Origin of the sequence: Meiothermus sp. QL-1 (assembly GCF_003351145.1) — a bacterium.
Taxonomy (GTDB): Bacteria; Deinococcota; Deinococci; order Deinococcales; family Thermaceae; genus Meiothermus.
In genome coordinates this window covers 494,163-514,449 of record NZ_QQSV01000001.1, presented here as the reverse complement: position 1 = coordinate 514,449, position 20,287 = coordinate 494,163, and the positions used below count along the sequence as shown (strand labels likewise).

The window sequence follows — 20,287 nt, the reverse complement described above, 5'->3', positions numbered from 1 at the left end:
CCGGCTACCCGCAAGACGCGACGAAGGAGGGGGTTATGTTCAGGGAGGAACTCGAGCTTATCATAAAAGCCCCGCGCGAGAGGGTCTGGGCTGCCTTCCAGGACTTCTCTAGCTGGCCCACCTGGGCCAAAGCCCTCCGCCGGGTGGAACGGCTGGAGCAGGGCTGGCGCTTTGTGGCCCACGGTCAGCCCCCGGTGGACCTGGTCTGGGCCGCCCAGGCCACGGTGCGCCAGCCACCGGAATACCTGGAGTTCACCAGCATCCCGGGTGAGCCCCACAACCTTGACCTCCACGGCCACGTTCGCCTCCGCGAGGAGCCCAACGGCTCCACCCATATGGAGGTGGTGGTGGAGGGTCGGCCCCACTACAAAAACCCTCTACTGGACCGGGCTGCCGACCTCTACGCCATGCTCTTCGGAGAGCCCAACAAACTCCTCAAGGTGACCTTCGAGCAGTTCAAGGCCCATCTAGAAAAAGAGGTGCTGGCCCATTAGGAGGCCTGGCGCAAGCGGGCCTCCTCCAGCGCCTTGAGGGGCTTGTCCAGGTGCGGCAAATCGAAAACCAGCTCCCGGATGCCCGAGCCGGGCAGCTCGAACATCAGGTCCACCATGGCCTTCTCGATTACCGAGCGCAGGCCGCGGGCCCCGGTGCCGCGCTTCAAAGCCCGGCGCGCAATTTCCCTGAGGACCGCTGGGGTGAAGTGAAGCTCGATGCCCTCCATGCGCAAAAGCTCCTGGTACTGCCGCACCAGGGCATTCTTGGGCTCGGTCAGGATGCGCACCAGGGCCTCCTCATCCAGCGGCTCGAGCTGCACAATCACCGGCATGCGCCCCACGAACTCGGGAATGAGCCCGAAGCGCACCAGGTCCTCCGGGATGACCTCGGGCTTCTCCTCGGTCCGCTTGGGCCGGGTAAACCCGATGGGGTGCTGGTCAATCCGCGATAGCACGATGCGCTCGAGGCCCTCGAAGGCTCCTCCGAGAATGAAGAGGATATTCCGGGTATTGACCTGGATGAACTCCTGGTGGGGGTGCTTGCGCCCCCCCTGGGGCGGCACATTGGCGATGGTGCCCTCCACAATCTTCAAAAGGGCCTGCTGCACCCCTTCCCCGGAGACATCCCGGGTGAGGCTCGGGTTCTCGGACTTGCGGGCAATCTTGTCGATTTCGTCGATGTAGACAATGCCCCGCTCGGCGGCCTGCACGTCGAAGTCGGCGGCCTGCAGCAACCTGAGAATGACGTTTTCCACATCCTCGCCCACATAGCCGGCCTCGGTGAGGGTGGTCGCATCGGCGATGGCAAAGGGCACGTCGAGCAGGCGGGCCAGGGTCTCGGCCAGGAGGGTCTTGCCGGTGCCGGTAGGGCCAATCAGGAGCACGTTGGATTTCTGCACCTCGGCCTCGGGGTGCATAAGGCGCTTGTAGTGGTTGTAAACCGCCACTGAAAGGGTTTTTTTGGCCAGCTCCTGCCCAATTACGTACTGGTCGAGAAAAGCCTTGATCTCGGCCGGCTTGGGCAGGTGGCGGGGCCCCTTGTAGGCGGGTTTGGCCTCCGCTCTAAGCAGCTTGTGGGCCCGCTCCACGCACTCGTCGCAGATGAAAATCTCCCCCGCGGGTGCCTCGATTAGGCGGGAGACCTCGGGGTACTTGAGCCCGCAGAAACTGCAGGTAGGCCTACTGCGCTTCACGGCTCACCACCTGGTCCACGATGCCATACTGGGCGGCTTCTTCCGCGTTCAGGTAGTAGTCGCGCTCGGTGTCGCGCTCCACCTTTTCCAAGGGCTGGCGGGTGTGGCGGGCCAGAATCTCGTTCAGCACCTTGCGCGTTTTGAGAATCTGCTCGGCCTGGATGGCGATGTCGGTGGCCTGCCCGCCAAGCCCCCGGGCCCAGGGCTGGTGAATCATGACCCGGGAGTGGGGCAGGGCGAAGCGCTTACCCGGAGCCCCCGCCGCCAGCAGCACAGCCCCCATGGAGGCCGCCAGCCCCACGCAGATGGTGGAGACCGGGGGGGTGACGAACTGCATGGTGTCGTAGATGGCCAGCCCGGCATCCACATCCCCGCCGGGACAGTTGATATACATGCGGATCTCCTGGTTGGGGTTCTGCGCTGCTAGGAAGAGAATCTGGGCCACCACGGTATTGGCCACCTGGGCGTCGATGGGGGTGCCCAGGAAGATAATCCGGTCCTTGAGCAGGCGGCTGTAGATGTCATAAACCCGCTCACCGCGGGCGGTCTGTTCAATGACGTAGGGGACTACCATATGGGCTCATTCTATGCCGCAGGCGGCGCACAAGGGGGGATTGGCGCACATAGGGCTAGCCTTGGAGCTGGGCCACCGCTTCCTCCAGGGCTTTCTCGTGCAGGCGCTGGACGCGCAGCCGGGCCAGGCCCTCGGGCCCCAGCTCGTCTTTTAGGGCAGCAGGACTGGTGCGGTAGGCCCGGGCCAGCTCCGCCAAGTAAGCCTCGAACTCCTCCGGGGCAAGCTCGGTCTTGAGCTCCTCGGCCAGCACTTCTACCGCCAGCGAGCGGCGCAGGCGCTTGGTGGCGCTTTCCCGCAGGCTTTGGGTGAACTCCTCCAGCTTTCCCTCCTGCTTGAGGGACTCGAGGTAGGCCGCCAGGTCACGCCCCCGCTCCCGGAACTCCCTGGCCAGCTCCTCCAGCACCTGCTGCTCCTCCCGGGCCTGCATCGAGGGGGGTATCTCCACCTCCAGCCCCTCAGCCAGCTTCTCCAAAAGCTGGTTGGCCCGCGCCCGCCGGGCCTCCCGGGCAAAGCGGTCCTCCAGGCTCTGGCGCACTTTTTGGGTGAGGGCCTCCAGGCTGTCCTCGCCCACGGTCTTGGCGAACTCATCGTCCAGGGGAGGTAGTTCCAGCGCCTTGACCTCCAGGATCTTGGTTCTGACCTCCCGCACCACCCTATCGCCGTCCTTGACCGGCACCATCACCTCGTCGCCTGCCTGCTTGCCCAAAAGGGCCTCCCGCACGTGGGGCTGGGCGTTCTCCATGATGATGGGGAAGCGGCTGCCGTCCTCGGTCTCCACGATCACGTGGTCCTTGGCCTCCACCCCCCGATCCACCGCCACCAGCTCGGCGTAGCGCTCGCGCAGCTCTTCCAAAGCCCGGCTGAGCACCTCCTCGCTTACCTGGGGGGTCTCGACCTCAATCTTGAAGCCGCGCCAGGCAGGCAGCTTTGCCTCGGGGTAGTTCTCCACCTCTAGGGTGTAGACGTAGGCCTCGCCCGGGTTCAGGTGCTCCTCCAGCACCCGCACCCCTACCGGCAAAAGCGAGAGTTCCCGCGCGGCTTCGGGAAAGGTCTCCTCCCGCAGCCGCTCCTTGACCTCTTCCAGAAGCGAGGCCCGCCCGATTCGGGCCTCCACCACCTTGGCCGGTGCTTTCCCTGGGCGGAACCCCGGCAGGTGCAGCCGGCCGGCGTAGCTTTGCAAAAGGGCCTGGTAGGCCTGCTCTACCCGGGGGGCCGGCACCTCGACCCTGACCCGGAAGCGGTATCCCTCACGTTCTAGAATTTCAGCCACGACACACCTCGAGCCCGACCTCTAGGGTCGCCAAGCCCATAGTCTACACCGCTCGTGCCCCCGTAAAAAACCCCGGGTTTCCCCGGGGCCTCTGGTGCGCGGAGGGGGACTTGAACCCCCACACCTTGCGGTACAAGATCCTAAGTCTTGCGTGTCTACCAATTCCACCATCCGCGCAAGCGGGGCTTCCAGCCCCGTCTTGGGGTGAGCGATGGGACTTGAACCCACGACCCCCGGTTCCACAGACCGGTGCTCTAACCGGCTGAGCTACGCTCACCGCAGAGCACAGTGTATTGTAGGGCCGGGCTTGGCGGGCGTCAAGGAGGCCCCGAGCCCGAAGAGGAACCATGGCATCCTTAGGCGTCGGTATCGTCGGTCTGCCCAATGTGGGCAAGTCTACCCTGTTCAACGCCATCACCCGCGCGGGGGCCCTGGCAGCCAACTACCCCTTTGCCACCATCGACAAAAACGTAGGGGTGGTGGCGGTGCCGGATGAGCGGCTCCAGGCCCTGCAAAAAATCTTCACCAGGGGTGAGCGAACCCCCCCCATAGTGCCCACCCACGTGGAGTTCGTGGACATCGCTGGCCTGGTTAAGGGGGCGCACAAGGGCGAGGGGCTTGGGAACCAGTTCCTGGCCCACATCCGCGAGGTGGCGGCCATCGCCCACGTGGTGCGCTGCTTCGAAGACCCCCAGGTGGTGCACGTGGCCGGCCGGGTGGACCCCCTGGCCGACCTCGAGACCATCCACACCGAGCTGGCCCTGGCCGACCTGGAAACCCTGGAGCGGCGGCTGGAAAAGCTGCGCAAAAGCGCCAAGGCCAGCAAGGAAGACCGGGCCCTGCTGGAGGTGTTGGAGCCTCTGCTCGACCACCTATCGCAAAACCAGCCGGCCCGCACCTATTCCGCCGCCGAGCCCGAGCTGCTGGCCCGCGCAGCCCGCGAGATGGGCCTTCTCACCTACAAGCCGGTGATCTACGTCTGCAACGTGGCCGAGTCGGACCTGCCCGACGGGGCGCGGAACCCCCACGTGGCCCGGGTGCGGGCGGCGGCCGAGCGGGAAGGAGCCCCTGTGGTGGTGGTCTCGGCCCAGATTGAGGCCGAGCTGGCCGAGCTAGACGAGGAGGAGGCCGAGGCGTACCGCAGGAGCCTGGGGCTGGCGGAGTCCGGCCTCAGCCGGTTGGTGCGGGTGGCCTACCGCACCCTGGGCCTGCTCACCTTCTTCACCGCAGGGGAGAAGGAGGTGCGGGCCTGGACCATCCGCCGGGGCACCCGGGCCCCGGAGGCCGCAGGGGAGATTCACACGGACCTCGAGCGGGGCTTCATCCGGGCCGAGGTCATCGAGTGGCACCGGCTGGTGGAAGCGGGGGGCTGGGCCCAAGGCAAGGAGCGGGGCTGGGTGCGCACCGAGGGCAAGGAGTACGTGGTGCAGGACGGGGACGTGCTCCACATCCTGTTCAGCGTATAGACCCCTAGTCCGCCAGGGCCGCGAGCTGGAAGGTTTTGGCCAGCCGGTCCTCGTCGGTCAGGTCGAGCCGAAGGGGGGTGAGGGCGATGAAGTGGTGGTTCACCGCCCAGCGGTCGGTGCCCTCCTCGGGCTCATGGTCGGGTTCGGCTACAAACCAGAAGTGCTCCCGGCCCATGGGGTCCACCCCCGGCACCACCCGGCCGTTGTAGCGGCGCACCGACTGGCGGGTCCAGAGGATGCCCTTGGGCCTTTGGGGAAGGTTCACGTTGATGAGGAAAGGCTTGGGCTCGCGCAGCAGGGCCTCCAGCACCCGGCCCACCCAGGGTTTGAGCAGCTCAAAGTCGGGCGCCCGGCCGTTGAGGGGGGTGCTGAAGGCCACCGCCGGTATCCCCAGGAGCGCAGCCTGCTTGGCCGCCGCCACGGTGCCCGAGTGCCAGATCTCGTGGCCCAGGTTGGAGCCCAGGTTAATGCCCGAGAGCACCAGGTCTACCTGCTCCCAGTGGTGGGTGCCCAGGGCCACGCAGTCGGCCGGGGTCCCGTTGACCCGGTAGGCCTCGAGGCCCCCCAGGGGCACGCTTCGGTAGTGCAGGGGGCGCAGGATGGTGATGGCGTGGCTGGTGGCCGACTGCTCCACATCGGGGGCCACCACCCGTACCTCGCCGTAGGCGGTGGCCACCTCGGCCAGGGCCCGCAGGCCGGGGCTGTAGATGCCGTCGTCGTTGGTTACCAGGATTCGCATCAGTGCACCTCGAGCCTAGCCTGCCAGGAAAGCATCAGGCCGGCGTCAGGCAGGTCATGGAAATGTCAGGGAAGGTACCAATCTCTGCTGACAGGGCCATTTTAATGTTTTGAAAAACTGAGAATGGTCAGCGTAATCATCCCCACCCACAACCGCCCCAGGCTGCTGCAGCGGGCTTTGCGCTCCTTGCAACTTCAGCTCTACCCCGACTGGGAAGCGGTGGTGGTAGACGACGGCGACGGCTCGGGCCTGGAGGCCGCCCAGGGTCTTTGCGACCCCCGGATTGTGGCGGTGCGTAACCCGGGCAGGGGCCAGGTGGAGGCCCGCAACGCCGGTCTGGCCCGGGCCACAGGCCAGGTCATCGCCCTCCTGGACGACGACGACTGGTGGCAGGACCCCACCCATCTGCACCGGGTGGTGCGCGCTCTTAGAAAGGAGAAGGGCCTGGTCTACCGGGGGGGGTATCTGGTCTACGAGCGGGACGGGCTCGAGCTAAAGCGCATCCCCTTCGACTCCCAGGCCACCCCGGAGTCGCTGCGCCGCGACAACCTGCTCCTGGCCTCGGGGGTGGCCTACCCCCGGGGCCTGCACGAGGAGCTGGGCCCCTTCGACCCCGAGATGGCCGACTACTGGGACTGGGACTGGTACCTGCGGGTCACGCAGGCCGGCTACCCCCTAATCCCGCTGCCGGGCCGGGGCGTGGCGGTGAGCATCCACGGGGCCAACATGTCCTACGCCGCCCGGCTGGCCGAGCGGAAGAAAAACCTGGAGAAGCTCTGCGCCAAACACGGCCTGAGCGGAATCGAGCTCAAGGACCACCGCATGATCGCCGGGGCGGCCTGACGCCCGGCTGACGGCTGAGAAAAATCCTCAATGGTGGAGGTAGCCATGCGCGCATTCTGGTTCTCCCTGCCAATAGCCCTAGGGGCGGCCCTGGCCCAGACCCTGACCCTCTACACCTCGGAGGTCCTCCCCAACGTCAACCCCATGATCGAGCTTTTCAGGCGGAGCAACCCCGGGGTGAACGTGCAGGTCTTCCGCAGCGGCACCGGGGAGGTGCTGGCCAAGCTCAGGGCCGAGTTCGAGGCCGGCAACCCCCAGCCCGACCTGCTGTGGGTGGCCGACGAGACCTACTTCCGGGAGCTGGCCGCAGCCAACCGGCTGCGCCGCCTCCGGCTCACCACCCCGGGCTACCCCGCCCGCTTCGCCTACCAGGGGGGGCTTTACTACGAGGTGCGCCTGCTTTACAACTGCATCGCCGTCAACACCCGCCGCCTCGCCAACCTGCCCGAGCCGGAGTACTGGCGCGACCTGCTCAAGCCCATCTACAAGGACCTAATCGGCATGCCCAACCCCAACTTCTCGGGGGCCGCCCTCTCCACCCTTGGCACCTTCACCCAGCGCTTTGGCTTCGGCTTCTTCGAACAGCTCCAGCGCAACGGGATGCGCATAGAGCAGTCCAACCCGGTGCTACAGCAGAAGCTGGCCGAGGGGCAGTATGGGCTGGCCATCATCGTGGACTACGGCATCCGCGAGCTCATCCGGCAGGGGGCTCCTCTCAAGGTGATCTACCCGCGGGACGGGGCCATCCTGGTGCCCACCCCCATCGGCGTGCTCTCTACCAGCAAGAACCCCGCCCTGGCCGAGCGCTTCGTGCGCTTTCTGCTCTCCCCCGAGGCCCAGGCCCTCTTCGCCCAGCAGGGGTACGTGCCGGTGGTGGCCTCGGCCCCGCGCCCGGCAGGGGTGAGCGGGGAGATCCTGGCCATCCCTTCGGACGCGGACTACATCCAGGCCAACCGGCAGGCCCTTTTCAACCAGTTCAACGCCCTTTTCAACCTGCGCTAGCCTTGCGGGGAGGGCGAGGGCCTGGGTAGAGTCGTGGCCGGGAGGTCTCAATGCACATCGAGCCTGGGGTTGTTCAGGGAGCCAAGCTATACCTGAGCTACGGTACAGGGGCAGCGGTCCTGGGGGTGGCCCTTGGGGCCGCAGCCCACCACCTGCGCGCCCATGGGGCGGGCCCTTTGGCCCTGCGCGGCCTGCTCGCGACGCTGGGAACGCTGGTCTGCTTTGAGGTGCTGCCCCACCCTGCCGTGGGCGTCTCGGAGGTGCACCTTATCCTGGGCACCACCTTCTACCTGCTCTTCGGCCTGGGCCCCGCGGCCCTCGGTCTGGCGCTGGGGCTTTGGGTCCAGGGGCTCCTCTTTTCCCCCACCGACCTGCCCCAATACTGGATGAACGTCACCACCCTGCTGGCCCCGCTCTTCGCCGTGCACCTTCTGGCGCGGCGCATCATCCCCCCCAACACCCCCTATGTTCACCTGGGGTATAGGCAGGTGCTCGGGCTTTCGGTCGCCTACCAGGGGGGCATCGTGGCCTGGGTGGCCTTCTGGGCCCTTTACGGCCACGGCTTCGGCGCGGAAAACCTGGCCCAGATCGGCGCTTTCGCCGGGGCCTACCTGCTGGTTGTCCTGATAGAGCCGCTGGTGGACCTGGCGGTGCTCGCGGCAGCCAAGTCGTTGTACGGGCTTCGGGGCTCGCCCTGGGTGCACCGCCGGCTTTACGAAGCAGCCTGATGCGCCGCCTGGCCGCCCTTCTCTTCTGGCTTTTCCTTTTGCTCGGGCTGGCCCTGCCCCTGCTGGCTTTGGCCCAGCGGGGGCTGAACAATCTGGACCTGCTGCCGCGGGTGCTCGACCTGGCCGGCGTCTCCCTGTGGCTTGCGCTTTTGGGGAGCCTGCTCTGCCTTCTGGTAGGGGGTACCCTGGCCTGGCTGGCCTTCCGCGCCCGGCTCGCCCCTGCCTGGGAGGCCCTGCTCCTGCCGGCCTATCTGGTCCCGCCCTTCGTGGGGGCGCTGGGCTTCCTGTACGGGCTGGAGATGGTGGGGGTGAGGCCCTACGGCACAGGCGGCATCCTGCTGGCCTGGACCGCCCACTACGCCCCCGTGGCCTACCTGCTTCTGCGGCCAACGCTGGAGTCCAAGCTGGCCCCCCTGCTGCTGGCCTGCGAGGTGCACGGGGTGAGGGGCTGGCGCCGGCTCAGGGCTCTGCTGCCTCCCCTGCTGCCGGCTTTGGCCGCGGCTTTCGGAGCGCTCTACCTGACCCTGCTGGGCAACTTCGGGGTCCCGGCGGTGCTGGGGCTACCGGCCCAGGTCTACACCCTGCCCACGCTGGCCTACGCCCGGCTTTTCTCCCCGGCCAGCCCCGACCCCCTGGGCGAGGCAGCAGCGGTGGGGCTTCTGCTCGGGCTTCTGGCCCTGCCGGCCCTGCTCCTCTACGCCCAGCCGGTGGGCGAGGTGGCCCCGAGGCCCCTGCGGGCGGCCCTGGGGGGGGTGGCCCGGCTGGGGTTCGTGCTCTTCGCGCTGGTGGCGGTGGGCTTTCCGCTCCTGGGTCTTCTGCGCCGGGCGCTTTTCAACCCCTTTACCGGGAACCTCGAGCCCGCCTTCGCCAGCGCCCTGGCCCTGCCGCTGGTGCGGCAGGGGCTGGTGAACTCGGTGGGGCTGGCCCTTCTGACCACCGGGCTTCTGCTGCTTCTGGCCCTCTGGCTGGCCCCCTGGCCGGCCCACCTGCGGCGGGTGCGCCAGTTCCTGGACCCCCACTACCTGCTCCCAGGAACCCTTCTGGCCCTGGGGCTCATTTTGTTGCTGGCCCCCACGCCGCTCTACGCCACCCCCGCGATGCTCCTTCTGGCCTACCTTCTGAACTTCGCCGCGCTGATGCTGCGGGCAGTGGAGGCCGGCCTCGAGGGCGGGGTGGCCCGGCTGGTGGGGGTGGGAAGGCTCTTCGGCCTGGGGGCGTACAGGGCCTGGGGCCGGATTGGCTACCCCCTGCTCGGGCCCTACCTGGCAGCAGGGGTGTTCCTGGTGCTGCCGCTGGCCCTGGCCGAGCTCACCCTCTCGGCCCTGCTCTACGCGCCCGGGGCCGAGACGCTGGGGGTGGCGGTGCTCTCGGCCCTGAACGGGGGGCTCTTCCGCGAGGCGGCCGCCATCGGCCTCATGCTGATGGCCCTCTCGCTCCTGCTGCTCTGGGTGCCGCGCCGGGGGGTGGGGGTCTAGGGGTATGCTGCGGCTCGAGAATCTCAGCAAAAGCTTTGGCCGGACCGGGGTCTTCAGGGCTTCTTTGGAACTGGAGGCCGGGGAGATCCTGGCCCTGCTGGGGGCCTCGGGTTCGGGCAAGACCACTCTTTTGAACCTGGTGGCGGGCCTCCTCAGGCCCGATGCGGGGCGGGTCTACCTGGCCGGTGAGGATGTCACCGAGTGGACCCCGGAGCGGCGCGGCCTGGCCTATGTGTTTCAGGACCTGGCCCTCTGGCCCCACCTGAGCGCCTTGGAGCACCTGCTGCTGGTAACGAAAAAGCCCGACCGGAAGGCGGCCCTCGAGCTTTTGGGGCGGGTGGGGCTTGCGGGCCTCGAGGCCCGCAGACCCCACCAGCTCTCGGGCGGGCAGAAGCAGCGGGTGGCCCTGGCCCGGGCCCTGGCCGCCCGGCCCCGAATGCTGCTTTTGGACGAGCCCTACTCGGCCCTGGACCCGGTGCTGCGGGAGGAGCTCAGGCTCGAGGTGGCCACCCTCTTGAGGTCTGAGGGCATAGGCGCCCTCCACGTGACCCACGACCCCGACGAGGCCCTGACCGTGGCCGACCGGGTGGCGATTATGGAGCACGGGCGAATCGTGCAGGTAGGCCCTCCAGCCGAGGTCTACGCCCGGCCCCAAAGCCTGGCCGCAGCCCGCGCCTTCGGGCGGCTCAACCTTCTCCCGGTGGAGGTGCGGGGAGGAAGGGTGCACATAGACGGGGCGGCCTGGCCGGTGGAGGGGGTAGAGGAGGGCCCCGGGCTGCTGGCCTTCCGCTACGAGGAGCTCAGGCCCAGCCCAGAGGGATGCCCGGCCCGGGTGCTGGCGATGGCCGGCGGACGGGGCGAGCGGCTATGCCGGGTGGCGCTGGGGGCCCAGGAGGCCATCGTGCGGCTCGAGGCGCGGGTGGGCGAGGTGGTGCGGCTGGCTCCTATTAGGCCCCTGCGGGTCTTCCCCCCAGGCTAGACCCGCGAAAAACTTTTTGTGTACACTCAGGGCGTAGGCCTGTGCCTGCGGAGGTGAAGCTATCAAAGATGTACCGGTAAACGAACGGATTCGGGTGCGTCAGGTTCGCCTGATCGACGAGAACGGAGCCCAGGTGGGCATCGTGGACACCCGCGAGGCCCTGCGCCTGGCGCGGGAGCGGGACTACGACCTGGTCCTGGTCTCGCCCAACTCGGTGCCGCCGGTGGCCCGGCTCTTGGACTACGGCAAGTGGCGCTACGAGCAGCAGCAGGCCGAAAAGGAGGCCCGCAAGAAGGCCAAGCGCACCGAGCTCAAGAGCATGAAGCTGCGCCCTAAGATTGAGGCCCACGATTACAATACCAAGCTCTCCCACATTCGGCGCTTCCTCGAGGAAGGCCACAAAGTCAAGGTCACCATCATGTTCCGGGGGCGCGAACTGGCCCACCAGGAACTGGGCTATAAGCTGCTGGAGCGCATTGCAAAAGACCTGGAGGGCATAGGCTTCGTGGAGGTGCGGCCGGAGCTTCTGGGCCGCGACATGAACATGATCATGGCCCCAGGGGCCAAGCCCTCCGCCCCCCTGACCCCGGCGGGCTCCTCCAGCTAACGCGCCAGGAGTTGTTTTACGCCATCGAAAGCCGAAAGCTGTGCTAGGCTAGACCCCGGAGGCTATGGGACTCGAGGGGCAAGTTTCAGGATTGCTGGAGAGCCTATCGCTGGCAGGGGTGCGCCAGGCCGTGCTGGCCAGCCAGGATGGCCTGGTCATCGAGAGCGTGGGCAAGGAAACCCCGGAGCCCGAGCTGTTGGCCGCCGAGCTGGCCGCTTTGGCCCAGGCCAGCCGGGTGCTGGCCCGCAGCCTGGGGGGGGAGCTGAGGCGCTTCACCCTGGCCACCGAGCAGCGCGAGGTGCTGGCCGTGGTCTTCAAAGGGTACTGCCTGGGCGCGGTGGTGGAGAAAGGCAGCGACCGGAAAAGCATCGGGCAGGAGCTCTCCCGGCTGGCTCTGCGTCTGGCGCAGTCTTTGTAGGAGATGTATGGTGCAGGAAGTGCTGGGTGAGCTGCAGGTGACCAAAGGGGTGCTGGCCTCGGCCCTGGTGGCGGAGGACGGCTTCGTGGTAGAGAGCACCCGGGCCGAGCAGGCCCCGGACCTGGACTTTCTGGGGGGGGCTGCCTCCACCGCGCTGGCCTCGGCCCGGGCCCTATCGCAGGAGCTGGGACGCGGTGAGGTGGAGGAGGTCATGGTAGAGTACCCCGAGGGACCGGTCTTGCTGGTCCCGCTCGAGGCGGGATACCTGCTGGTGGTGCTCATGGACTCGGTGCAAAGCCTGGGCCGGGTGCGCTTCCAGCTAAAGAAAAGCGTTCCGCGCCTCAAGGAGGCTCTCAAGTGAGTGAGGTTCAGGTACCCGAGCTACGCATAGACATCGACCGCGAGACCGCGCTAGGCAAATACGCCAACTTTGCCATCTTCTCCCACCAGAAAAACGAGTTCTACCTGGACTTTGCCCTGATGCAACCGGGGACCCAGGGCCAGATGGTGGCGCTGGTTACCAGCCGGATCATCACCAGCCCCCAGCATGCCAAGGCCCTGCTGCGCAGCCTGGCCGAGAACATCCAGCGCTACGAGGAAACCTACGGGGCCATTCCCGAGCCCTTCGACGGCTCCAAGGCCTAAATTAGCGGGCCACCTCCCAGGCCAGGTGCTCGAGCTCGGGCTTGATGAGCCTGGTCCAGGCCACCTGCACGGCGTTGGGCGAACCGGGGGTGGAGATTACCACCCGGCGGCGGTAGGTGCCGGCAATGGCCCGCGATAGCATGGCCGCGGCCCCCACCTCCTGGTAGGAGAGCATCCGGAAAAGCTCACCGAAGCCGGGCATGGGCTTCTCAATCTTGCGCACCAGCACATCGTAGGTGGTGTCGCGGGGGGCAATCCCGGTCCCACCGTTGAAGAGGATGACCTGGGCCCCGAGCTGCACCATCTCCTCGAGGGCCATGTCCACCAGGTCGGGCTCGTCCTTGATGATGCGGTAGCCCACCACCTGGTGGCCCAGGGCCTCTATCTCGGGCCTGAGGTAGTGGTAGTTGGTATCGGTCTCGGGGGTGCGGGTGTCGGAAACCGTCACAATCGCCACCCGCACCGGTCCCCGGGCTCGGGCAATCTCCCGGTGCTTCTCGCTGCTCTCGGACATGTTCCCATATTAAGCCCACATCGGCCTCAAAAAAACTCCAGCTAGACTGAACCCATGCGACCGCTTGCTCACCTCGCGCTCCTCGCCATAAGCCTGGCCTCGGCCCAAAGCCTGCAGCTCGTTCCCATCGCCACCAACCTGACCCGCCCCCTCTACCTGACCTACGCCCCTGATGGCAGCGGGCGGCTTTTCATCGTGGAGCAGGGGGGTACCATCCGCATCCTGCAGGAGGGGCGGCTCCTGCCCGAGCCGTTTTTGGACATCTCGAGCCTGGTCTCCTGCTGCGGCGAGCGGGGGCTTTTGGGCCTGGCCTTCCACCCCAATTTCCGCCAAAACGGCCTCTTCTTCGTCAACTACACCAACCGCAGCGGCCACACCACCATCGCCCGCTACCGGGCCAGCGGCAACCGAGCCGACCCCGCCTCGGCCCAGGTCATCCTTACCGTCGAGCAGCCCTATGCCAACCACAACGGCGGCATGATCGCCTTTGGCCCCGACGGCATGCTCTACATCGGCATGGGGGATGGAGGGGCTGCGGGCGACCCCCTGAATGCCGGCCAGCGGCTTGATACGCTCCTGGGCAAGATTTTGCGGATCGACGTGAACCGCAGCGAGGGGAACCGGCCCTACGCCATCCCCCCCGACAACCCGGTGCTAGGCGGACGGCGTTCGGAGATCTGGTCCTACGGCTGGCGCAATCCCTGGCGCTTTAGCTTCGACCGAGAAACGGGCGACCTGTGGGTGGCCGACGTGGGGCAGAACGCGGTGGAGGAGGTGAACCTCCAGCCTGCCAGCAGCCGGGGGGGCGAGAACTACGGCTGGCGCATCATGGAGGGGGACCGCTGTTACAACCCCCCGCAAAACTGCAACCGGGAGGGGTTGGTGATGCCGGTGCTCACCTACACCCACGACCAGGGCCGGTCCATTACGGGCGGCTACCGCTACCGGGGACAGGCCATGCCAGCCTTCCGCGGGGCCTACTTCTACGGCGACTTCGTGAGCGGGCGCATCTGGGCCGCCACCCCCCAGGGAGGGCGCTGGCAAAGCCGGGAAGTCCTAAAGACCGAGCTCAACATCAGCTCCTTCGGTGAGGACGCAGAGGGCGAGCTTTACGTGGTGGACTATCGGGGCACGGTCTACCGAATGGTGCAGCGCTGATATCCTTAGGGGGCATGGCAAGGAGTAAACAGGACATTCTGCAGGAACTCAAGGACCGGCGGGTCCGCTTTCTCAGGCTCCAGTTCACCGACATCCTGGGCCTCAACAAGGTGGTTGAGCTGCCCGCCAACCAGTTCGAGAAGGCCCTGGACGGGGAGATCGTCTTTGACGGCTCCTCCATCGAGGGCTTTGGGCGAAGCGAGGAAGAGTCGGACATGCTCCTCCGGCCCGACTACAACACCTTCGTGGTCTACCCCGAGGACCTCGAGCCCTCCCCCCAGGGGCCCATCGCCCGCCTCATCTGCGACATCGCCTACCCCGACGGCAAGCCCTTCGAGGGGGACCCCCGCCAGGTGCTCAAGCGGCAGATCGAACGGCTCCAGAACAGGGGGTTCGACAACCTGTACGTGGGCAGCGAGGTGGAGTTTTTCCTCTTCACCCGCAGCCCCGAGGGCAACCCCACCATCCACACCCCCGACCGGGCGGGCTACTTCGACCTGGCCCCCACCGACAGAGGCGAGGTGGCCCGGCGGGCCATGGTGGACATCCTCCACCGGATGGGTCTGCCCGTCGAGGCCGCCCACCACGAAGGGGCGCCCGGTCAGCACGAGATAGACCTCAAGCACACCCACGCCCTGGAGGCTGCCGACTTCCTCGCCACCTTCAAGTTTGTGGCCAAGCGGGTGGCCATCCACCACGGCCTGCACGCCACCTTCATGCCCAAACCTATCGCTGGCATCAACGGCTCGGGGTTGCACTTCCACCTGTCGCTCTTCAAAGGAGGCGAGAACGCCTTCTTCGAGCCCAGGGGGTCGCTCGAGGCCTGGCCCCACCAGCTCTCCCCCACCGCCTTGCAGTTCATCGCCGGGCTCTTTGAGCAGGCCGAGGGCCTGGCGGCCATCACCAACCCCCTGGTCAACTCCTACAAGCGCCTGACCCCGGGCTACGAGGCCCCCACCATGGTGGCCTGGTCGGTCTCCCACCGCAACGCCATGATCCGGATCCCCAAGCGGCGGGGCCCAAGCACCCGCGCCGAGTTCCGCCTGCCCGACCCGGCCTGCAACCCCTACCTGGCCCTGGCGGTCATCCTGGCCGCGGGGCTCTACGGCCTGGAAAACCGTCTAACCCCACCCCCACCCATCGAGCGCGATGTCTACGACCTCTCGGTGCGCGACCGGCGCAAGTACCGGGTGAGCGAGATGCCCGGCACCCTGCGCGAGGCCCTGGAGGCGCTGCAGAAAAACCGGGTGGTGCGCGAGGCCCTGGGGGACCGGGTCTACAAGGACTTCCTCCAGGCCAAGCGGGTGGAGTGGGGTTCGTACCGGACCGCTGTGCACCAGTGGGAGCTGGAGCAGTACCTGGCCGAGTACTAGGGGCCTGTATAATCGCGGGTGGTGCCCGTACTGGATGAGAGGTTCACCGTTCTAGGCGAGGAGCCCCCCCAGGGCTTCGTGCAAGGCTTCCGGGTGGCAACCCCGGAAGGACAGGTGGGGTGGCTTTACTGGTTCGAGGTGCACACCCCCGAGGCCCGTGCCGCCTTCCACCGCTACAAAAACGCGGTGCGCCGGCTCATGGCCCAGGGATTCCTGCTCGAGGGGGTGGTGGTCTCGGCCAACCCTGGCCGGTACTACGTCTTCTGGCCTGAACCCAAAGCGCACCACCGCCCCCGCCGCATTAAGCCCCTGCTGGAGCTTCTCGAGCCTTTCGGCTACCGCGAGGAGGACCTCGAGGCCACCGAGGAGAACGGGCGGCCCCTGGTGGTGCGCCTGCGCCCCCAGGTGGCCCCGCCCCCACGGGCCGAGCCCCCTCCCTCCCCCCAACCCGAAAAACCCATGCCCCCGAGACCCCCGTCCCCCCGGCGAGGCTGGCCCGGCTGGCTGCCAGGCCTGCTGATGCTGCTCCTCGGCAGCCTGGCCCTCACAGAGGCCGCGCAGCGCTACCTGAACCCCCCTGAGTACGTGCTACCCGACCTGGTGGGCAAAACCCCCCGAGAGGCGCTGGAAGCCGTACGGGGCTTTGGCCTTAAGGTCGAGTTTACCGAGGGCAGCGACGTCTCCCGGCCCGAGGACCAGATCCTGGAGCAAGACCCCAACCCGGGCACCCGAGTCAAACCGGGGCGGCGGCTCGAGCTGGTCCTCAACAAACCCCGGCTGGGCACCGTCCCCACCGTCAGCGGCCGCTCGCTGGAGGATGCCCGGCGGGCCCTCGAGGCCGCCGGCTACCGCATAGCCGGCGTTACCCGCATCGCCAGCGGCAACACCGCCGATACCGTGCTCACCAGCATCCCCCGGGAGGGCCAGCCCCTGCGCCCGGGAGAGGGGGTGAGGCTCCTGGTCTCCAGCGGCACCCGGCCCGCTCCCCGCGAGACCCTGGTACCCGACCTGAGCGACCTCACCGAAGAGCAGGCCCGCTACATCCTGATGGTGGCCGAACTTTCTCCCCAGGTGGTGCGGGTGCCCTCAGGGGCCCCCGAGGGCCGCGTCATCGGGCAGGAGCCGGGCCCTGGAGTAACGCTGCCACGCGAAGCCCCGGTGCGCATCATTGTAGCCGCCCAACCGGCCGCTGCTACTCCCAAAGCCTCGCCTTTCCCGCCGCCCCGCCTGAGCGCCCCCGAGCCCCCCCCACCCGCCCCCAGCCCGGAACAGAGCGCCCCCTCCGGCCCCCAGGAGCGCCGGGTGGTGGTGAGCTATACCCTGCCGGAGAACATCCCCAACGCGGTGGTGGTAATTACCGTTCAGGACGAGGTGCTGATCAACACGGTCTTTGAGGGGCCTGTAGAGCAGCCCTGGAGCTTCAGCCAGGAGGTCGTGGTACGCGGCAATGCGGTGATGCGGGTGGTGGTAAACGGCGAAACTGTGCTGGAGACCCCCCTATGAGGGGGGGCTGGGCCGAGGCGCTGGCCTGCCGGTACCTGCAGGACAAAGGCTATCGGCTGCTGGGAAAAAACCGCCGCACCCCCTACGGCGAGGTCGATCTGTGGATGCAAGACGGGGGGGTCTACGTGGCGGTAGAGGTCAAGCAGCGCCGCGGCCAGAGCTTTGGTTCACCCCTGGAGGCCCTGACCCCCGCCAAGTACCAGCGGGTTTACCGCTCAGCTTTGTACCTGCTGGGCCGCGACGACCTCCCGATGCGGCTGGAAGTGGTGCTGGTCTATGGTTCCCCCCAGCGCCACCGTCTCGAGCACCTCCCTTGGGAGCTCTAGAACCCGCTGCTTGCTTTCGCGGTAAACTTGGGCCCGTGAAAGCCATACTGGTTGAGAGAGCCGGCGGCCCTGAGGTGCTCCAGCTTGTCGATCTGCCCAAACCCGAGCCCGGCCCGGGACAGGTGCGGGTGCGGGTGGAGGCAGCCGGGCTCAATTTCGCCGACATTCTTTACGTGGCCGGAGAATACCTGGTGCGCACCCGATACCCCACCGTGCCCGGCATGGAGCTGGCCGGGGTGGTCGAGGCCCTGGGCGAGGGGGTGGAAGGCCTCAGGGTGGGCCAGCGGGTGGCCGCTTTGGTAGGGGGTGGGGCCTTCGCCGAGTACGCCCTGGCCCCCGCCCGTTCGGTCCTGGCTGTCCCCTCCCAGATGAGCCCTTACGAGGCCGCCGCCTTCCCCGTCTCCTACTTCACCGCCTACTTCGCCCTGGTGACCCAGGGCCAAGCCCGGCCCGGGGAGTGGGTGCTCATCCAGGCTGCCGCCGGAGCCCTGGGCACCGCGGCCATCCAGGTGGCCCGGGCCCTGGGCCTGCGGGTGGTGGCCCTGGCCAGCCAGGAGGAAAAGCTGGCCCTGTGCCGCCGCCTGGGGGCCGAGGTTACCCTCCTCAGCACCCAGGACGACCTGGTCAGGGCCGTCCGGGAGGCCACCGGGGGCCATGGGGTCGACATCCTGATGGAGGTGGTGGGCGGGGACGGCTTCGCCCAAAGCCTCAAGATGCTGGCCTACCGGGGCCGGCTGCTGGTGATCGGCTCGGCCTCCCGCACCCTGGCCCAGATGCGCCCGGTGGAGCTCATGAAGGGCAACCAAAGCGTGATCGGGGTCTGGCTCACCCCTTTCCTGAACGACCCTGCGGCCCTGCAGGCCGCCCAGGCCTTCCTCACCCCGCTCATAAGCTCGGGCCAGATCCGCCCGGTGGTGGGGGAGCGCTTCCGGCTGGAGGAGGCCGCTCGGGCCTTCGAGTTCATGCTGAGCCGAAGAAACACGGGAAAGGTCATCCTCGAGCCGTAGGCCCAAACCCCGGGTAGCCCCGGGGTAAAAGCCCCCGCTCGAAGGCTGCCTGGCTCAGGGCCTCGCGGTAGCTGGGATGGGCAATCTGGATGAGGGCCTGGGCCCGCTCGCGCAGGCTCTTGCCGAAAAGCTCGGCCACCCCGTACTCGGTCACCACGTAGTGCACGTCGGCCCGGGTGGTCACCACCCCTGCCCCCGGCTTGAGCATGGGCACGATCCGGCTCAGGCTGCCCCCCTTGCCGGTGCTGGGCAGGGCGATGATGGGCTTACCCCCGCGGCTGGCGGCGGCCCCTCGGATGAAGTCGAGCTGGCCCCCGAAGCCGGAGTAGATCCGAATACCCAGCGAATCGGCGCAGACCTGGCCGGTGAGGTCCACCTCCAGGGCCGAGTTGACGGCCACCATCCGCTCGTTGCGGGCGATTACGAAGGGGTCGTTCACCCAATCGGCAGGGCGCATCTCAAAAAGGGGGTTATTGTGCACAAAGCGGTAAAGCCGCTCAGAACCCAGCACGAAAGTCCCCACCACCTTGCCCGGTAAGAGGGTCTTGCGCTGGCCGGTGACGATGCCCCGCTCCAGCGCTTCCATCACCCCGTCCGAGATCATCTCGGTGTGAATGCCTAGGTCCTGCCGGCCCGAAAGATGGGCCAGCACCGCGTCGGGAATGGCCCCGATGCCGAGCTGCAGGGTGGCCCCATCCTCGATGAGGTCGGCCACATACCGGCCGATGCGGGCCTCCACCTCGCCGTAGGGGTCGCGGGCTAGGGTGGGCAGAGGGAATTCCACCTCCACAAAAGCGGCAAACTTCGAGATGTGCACGAAGGCATCCCCCAAGGTGCGGGGCATCCGCCGGTTGACCAGGGCGATGACCCGCCGGGCTGTCTCGATGGCAGCCTTGGTGGCGATAACCTCCACCCCCAGGCTCACAAAGCCAAACTCGTCGGGGGGGGAGACCTGGACCAAGGCGTAGTCGAGCGGCAACACCCCCCGTTTGAAGAGCCAGGGAACCTGGTGCAGCGAGATAGGCACATAGTCGGCCCGGCCGCTGTTGACCGCTTCGCGGTCGGCGGGGCCCACAAAAAGCGAGCGCCGGCGGAAATGCCCCTCCATCTCGGGGGACAGAAAGGGGTCCGGCCCGAGCTGGAGCACATGCACGAGCTCCACCCCCTCCAGCTCGTCCTTGCGGGCGGCCAGGGCCTCCAGGAGGGGGGTGGGGGTGGCGGCGTTGCCTGAGACGTAGACCCGGGTGTGGCTTCGCACCATCCCCACGGCGGTCTCGAGGTCCACCCGCTTGCTGCGGTAGAGCTTCTGCACCTCGCTGCGGCCCAGGGCCTTGCCAGTACGGGAAAGCTTCTTCATACCTAGAGAATCTCCTGCACCTCCGGCGCCACCACCACGTGGCAGCGGCGGCAGCGGGGCTCGTAGGTCTCGGCCGCCCCTACCTGGATCACCGGGTCGTCGTAGCGGGCGGGCTTGCCGTTCACAAAGCGCTGGGTACGGGTGGCCGGGCCACCGCATACCGGGCAGACCGCGAAGAGCTTCTGCACGTACTCGGCCCGGGCCAAAAGCTCGGGCATGATGCCAAATGGCTCCCCACGGAAGTCCATGTCCAGCCCGGCGCAGATGACCCGCACCCCCTGGTCGGCCAGCCCCAGCAGCAGCTTCACCAGGCCGGCGTCGAAGAACTGGGCCTCGTCCACCGCCACCACATCGGGCAGCGGCTCGCTCAGGTGGGCCCTGAGCTCGGCCGAGTCCCGCACCGCAATGGCCTCAGCGCGCCTTCCATCGTGGCTAAAAACGTCGCTGATGTGGTAGCGGTCGTCCAGGCGGGGCTTGAAGACCATCACCCGCTGGCGGGCAAACAGGGCCCGCTTGACCCGGCGGATGAGCTCCTCCGACTTGCCCGAAAACATGGGGCCGACCACCACCTCTATCCAACCCGGATGGTGGGGCAGATGCGGCAGGCTCATGGAGG

At 67.5% G+C, this 20,287-nt stretch carries 23 protein-coding genes and 2 tRNA genes; 16 read left to right on the top strand and 9 right to left on the bottom strand.

The window, feature by feature from the left end:
* Nucleotides 1-35 precede the first annotated feature (35 nt).
* Nucleotides 36-494, top strand: coding sequence for an SRPBCC family protein (locus DV704_RS02600; RefSeq protein ID WP_114797971.1), 459 nt, complete (start codon nt 36-38; stop codon nt 492-494).
* Here DV704_RS02600 and clpX read toward each other — a convergent pair.
* From clpX to DV704_RS02575, 5 genes are all read right to left on the bottom strand, one after another.
* Nucleotides 491-1,687: an ATP-dependent Clp protease ATP-binding subunit ClpX gene (clpX, locus tag DV704_RS02595; RefSeq protein WP_114797970.1), complete on the bottom strand. Its 1,197-nt coding sequence runs from the start codon at nt 1,685-1,687 to the stop codon at nt 491-493. The two genes, DV704_RS02600 and clpX, sit on opposite strands and share 4 nt — an antisense overlap.
* Nucleotides 1,674-2,261 carry an ATP-dependent Clp protease proteolytic subunit gene (locus DV704_RS02590; protein WP_114797969.1) on the bottom strand — a complete coding sequence of 196 codons (588 nt, stop codon included), beginning with the start codon at nt 2,259-2,261 and terminating at the stop codon, nt 1,674-1,676. The genes clpX and DV704_RS02590 overlap by 14 nt, the downstream gene beginning before the upstream one ends.
* A 55-nt stretch (nt 2,262-2,316) precedes the next feature.
* Entirely contained in the window at nt 2,317-3,531 is a 1,215-nt protein-coding gene (gene tig / locus DV704_RS02585; protein WP_114797968.1) for a trigger factor, read from the bottom strand.
* A 92-nt stretch (nt 3,532-3,623) separates the two neighbouring features.
* Nucleotides 3,624-3,708, bottom strand: a tRNA-Leu gene (locus tag DV704_RS02580).
* Between the two features lie 23 nt (nt 3,709-3,731).
* A tRNA-His gene (locus DV704_RS02575) sits at nt 3,732-3,808 on the bottom strand.
* A gap of 70 nt (nt 3,809-3,878) precedes the next feature.
* Here DV704_RS02575 and ychF point away from each other — a divergent pair.
* Nucleotides 3,879-4,997, top strand: a complete 1,119-nt coding sequence (ychF, locus tag DV704_RS02570) for a redox-regulated ATPase YchF (RefSeq protein WP_114797967.1) — start codon at nt 3,879-3,881, stop codon at nt 4,995-4,997.
* Between the two features lie 4 nt (nt 4,998-5,001).
* On the opposite strand, the gene surE is transcribed toward ychF, so the two are convergent.
* Nucleotides 5,002-5,736 carry a 5'/3'-nucleotidase SurE gene (gene surE, locus DV704_RS02565; RefSeq protein WP_114797966.1) on the bottom strand — a complete coding sequence of 245 codons (735 nt, stop codon included), beginning with the start codon at nt 5,734-5,736 and terminating at the stop codon, nt 5,002-5,004.
* A 123-nt stretch (nt 5,737-5,859) separates the two neighbouring features.
* Between surE and DV704_RS02560 the strand changes: the two genes are divergently transcribed.
* The 9 genes from DV704_RS02560 (at nt 5,860) to DV704_RS02520 (ending at nt 12,433) form a co-directional block, all read left to right on the top strand.
* Nucleotides 5,860-6,579, top strand: coding sequence for a glycosyltransferase (locus tag DV704_RS02560; protein WP_114797965.1), 720 nt, complete (start codon nt 5,860-5,862; stop codon nt 6,577-6,579).
* 45 nt (nt 6,580-6,624) lie between these two features.
* The gene (locus DV704_RS02555; protein WP_114798025.1) at nt 6,625-7,581 is read left to right on the top strand and encodes an ABC transporter substrate-binding protein; all 957 of its coding nucleotides are present in this window, start codon (nt 6,625-6,627) and stop codon (nt 7,579-7,581) included.
* Between the two features lie 50 nt (nt 7,582-7,631).
* Nucleotides 7,632-8,309, top strand: coding sequence for an energy-coupling factor ABC transporter permease (locus tag DV704_RS02550; RefSeq protein WP_114797964.1), 678 nt, complete (start codon nt 7,632-7,634; stop codon nt 8,307-8,309).
* Nucleotides 8,309-9,784, top strand: coding sequence for an ABC transporter permease (locus tag DV704_RS02545; RefSeq protein WP_114797963.1), 1,476 nt, complete (start codon nt 8,309-8,311; stop codon nt 9,782-9,784). The genes DV704_RS02550 and DV704_RS02545 overlap by 1 nt, the downstream gene beginning before the upstream one ends.
* A gap of 4 nt (nt 9,785-9,788) precedes the next feature.
* Complete coding sequence (locus tag DV704_RS02540; protein WP_114797962.1) at nt 9,789-10,763, top strand: ABC transporter ATP-binding protein; 975 nt, start codon at nt 9,789-9,791, stop codon at nt 10,761-10,763.
* A gap of 61 nt (nt 10,764-10,824) precedes the next feature.
* Entirely contained in the window at nt 10,825-11,370 is a 546-nt protein-coding gene (infC, locus tag DV704_RS02535) for a translation initiation factor IF-3 (protein WP_114797961.1), read from the top strand.
* Between the two features lie 64 nt (nt 11,371-11,434).
* Nucleotides 11,435-11,788, top strand: coding sequence for a roadblock/LC7 domain-containing protein (locus tag DV704_RS02530; RefSeq protein ID WP_114797960.1), 354 nt, complete (start codon nt 11,435-11,437; stop codon nt 11,786-11,788).
* 7 nt (nt 11,789-11,795) lie between these two features.
* On the top strand, nt 11,796-12,149 hold the full coding sequence (locus tag DV704_RS02525) for a roadblock/LC7 domain-containing protein (RefSeq protein WP_114797959.1): 354 nt from the start codon (nt 11,796-11,798) through the stop codon (nt 12,147-12,149).
* Entirely contained in the window at nt 12,146-12,433 is a 288-nt protein-coding gene (locus tag DV704_RS02520) for a DUF3467 domain-containing protein (protein ID WP_114797958.1), read from the top strand. Before DV704_RS02525 ends, DV704_RS02520 begins: the two co-directional genes overlap by 4 nt.
* Nucleotide 12,434: 1 nt before the next feature.
* On the opposite strand, the gene DV704_RS02515 is transcribed toward DV704_RS02520, so the two are convergent.
* On the bottom strand, nt 12,435-12,947 hold the full coding sequence (locus DV704_RS02515) for a molybdenum cofactor biosynthesis protein B (protein WP_114797957.1): 513 nt from the start codon (nt 12,945-12,947) through the stop codon (nt 12,435-12,437).
* 54 nt (nt 12,948-13,001) lie between these two features.
* Between DV704_RS02515 and DV704_RS02510 the strand changes: the two genes are divergently transcribed.
* From DV704_RS02510 to DV704_RS02490, 5 genes are read left to right on the top strand one after another with little or no spacing between them, the layout of a single operon-like run.
* A complete protein-coding gene (locus tag DV704_RS02510; RefSeq protein ID WP_114797956.1) occupies nt 13,002-14,105 on the top strand; it encodes a sorbosone dehydrogenase family protein in 1,104 nt (367 codons plus the stop codon).
* Nucleotides 14,106-14,119: 14 nt separating this feature from the next.
* Nucleotides 14,120-15,478 carry a type I glutamate--ammonia ligase gene (glnA, locus tag DV704_RS02505; RefSeq protein WP_114797955.1) on the top strand — a complete coding sequence of 453 codons (1,359 nt, stop codon included), beginning with the start codon at nt 14,120-14,122 and terminating at the stop codon, nt 15,476-15,478.
* A gap of 21 nt (nt 15,479-15,499) precedes the next feature.
* Nucleotides 15,500-16,981 (top strand): PASTA domain-containing protein, encoded by a 1,482-nt coding sequence (locus DV704_RS02500; RefSeq protein WP_233498212.1) that lies wholly within the window; start codon nt 15,500-15,502, stop codon nt 16,979-16,981.
* Complete coding sequence (locus tag DV704_RS02495) at nt 16,978-17,307, top strand: YraN family protein (RefSeq protein WP_114797953.1); 330 nt, start codon at nt 16,978-16,980, stop codon at nt 17,305-17,307. The genes DV704_RS02500 and DV704_RS02495 overlap by 4 nt, the downstream gene beginning before the upstream one ends.
* Before the next feature lie 35 nt (nt 17,308-17,342).
* Complete coding sequence (locus DV704_RS02490; RefSeq protein WP_114797952.1) at nt 17,343-18,314, top strand: NADPH:quinone oxidoreductase family protein; 972 nt, start codon at nt 17,343-17,345, stop codon at nt 18,312-18,314.
* Here the strand turns inward: DV704_RS02490 and DV704_RS02485 are convergent.
* The gene (locus DV704_RS02485; protein ID WP_114797951.1) at nt 18,298-19,671 is read right to left on the bottom strand and encodes an acetyl-CoA hydrolase/transferase family protein; all 1,374 of its coding nucleotides are present in this window, start codon (nt 19,669-19,671) and stop codon (nt 18,298-18,300) included. The two genes, DV704_RS02490 and DV704_RS02485, sit on opposite strands and share 17 nt — an antisense overlap.
* Before the next feature lie 2 nt (nt 19,672-19,673).
* Nucleotides 19,674-20,282 carry a thymidine kinase gene (locus tag DV704_RS02480; RefSeq protein ID WP_369910842.1) on the bottom strand — a complete coding sequence of 203 codons (609 nt, stop codon included), beginning with the start codon at nt 20,280-20,282 and terminating at the stop codon, nt 19,674-19,676.
* Nucleotides 20,283-20,287: the final 5 nt, after the last annotated feature.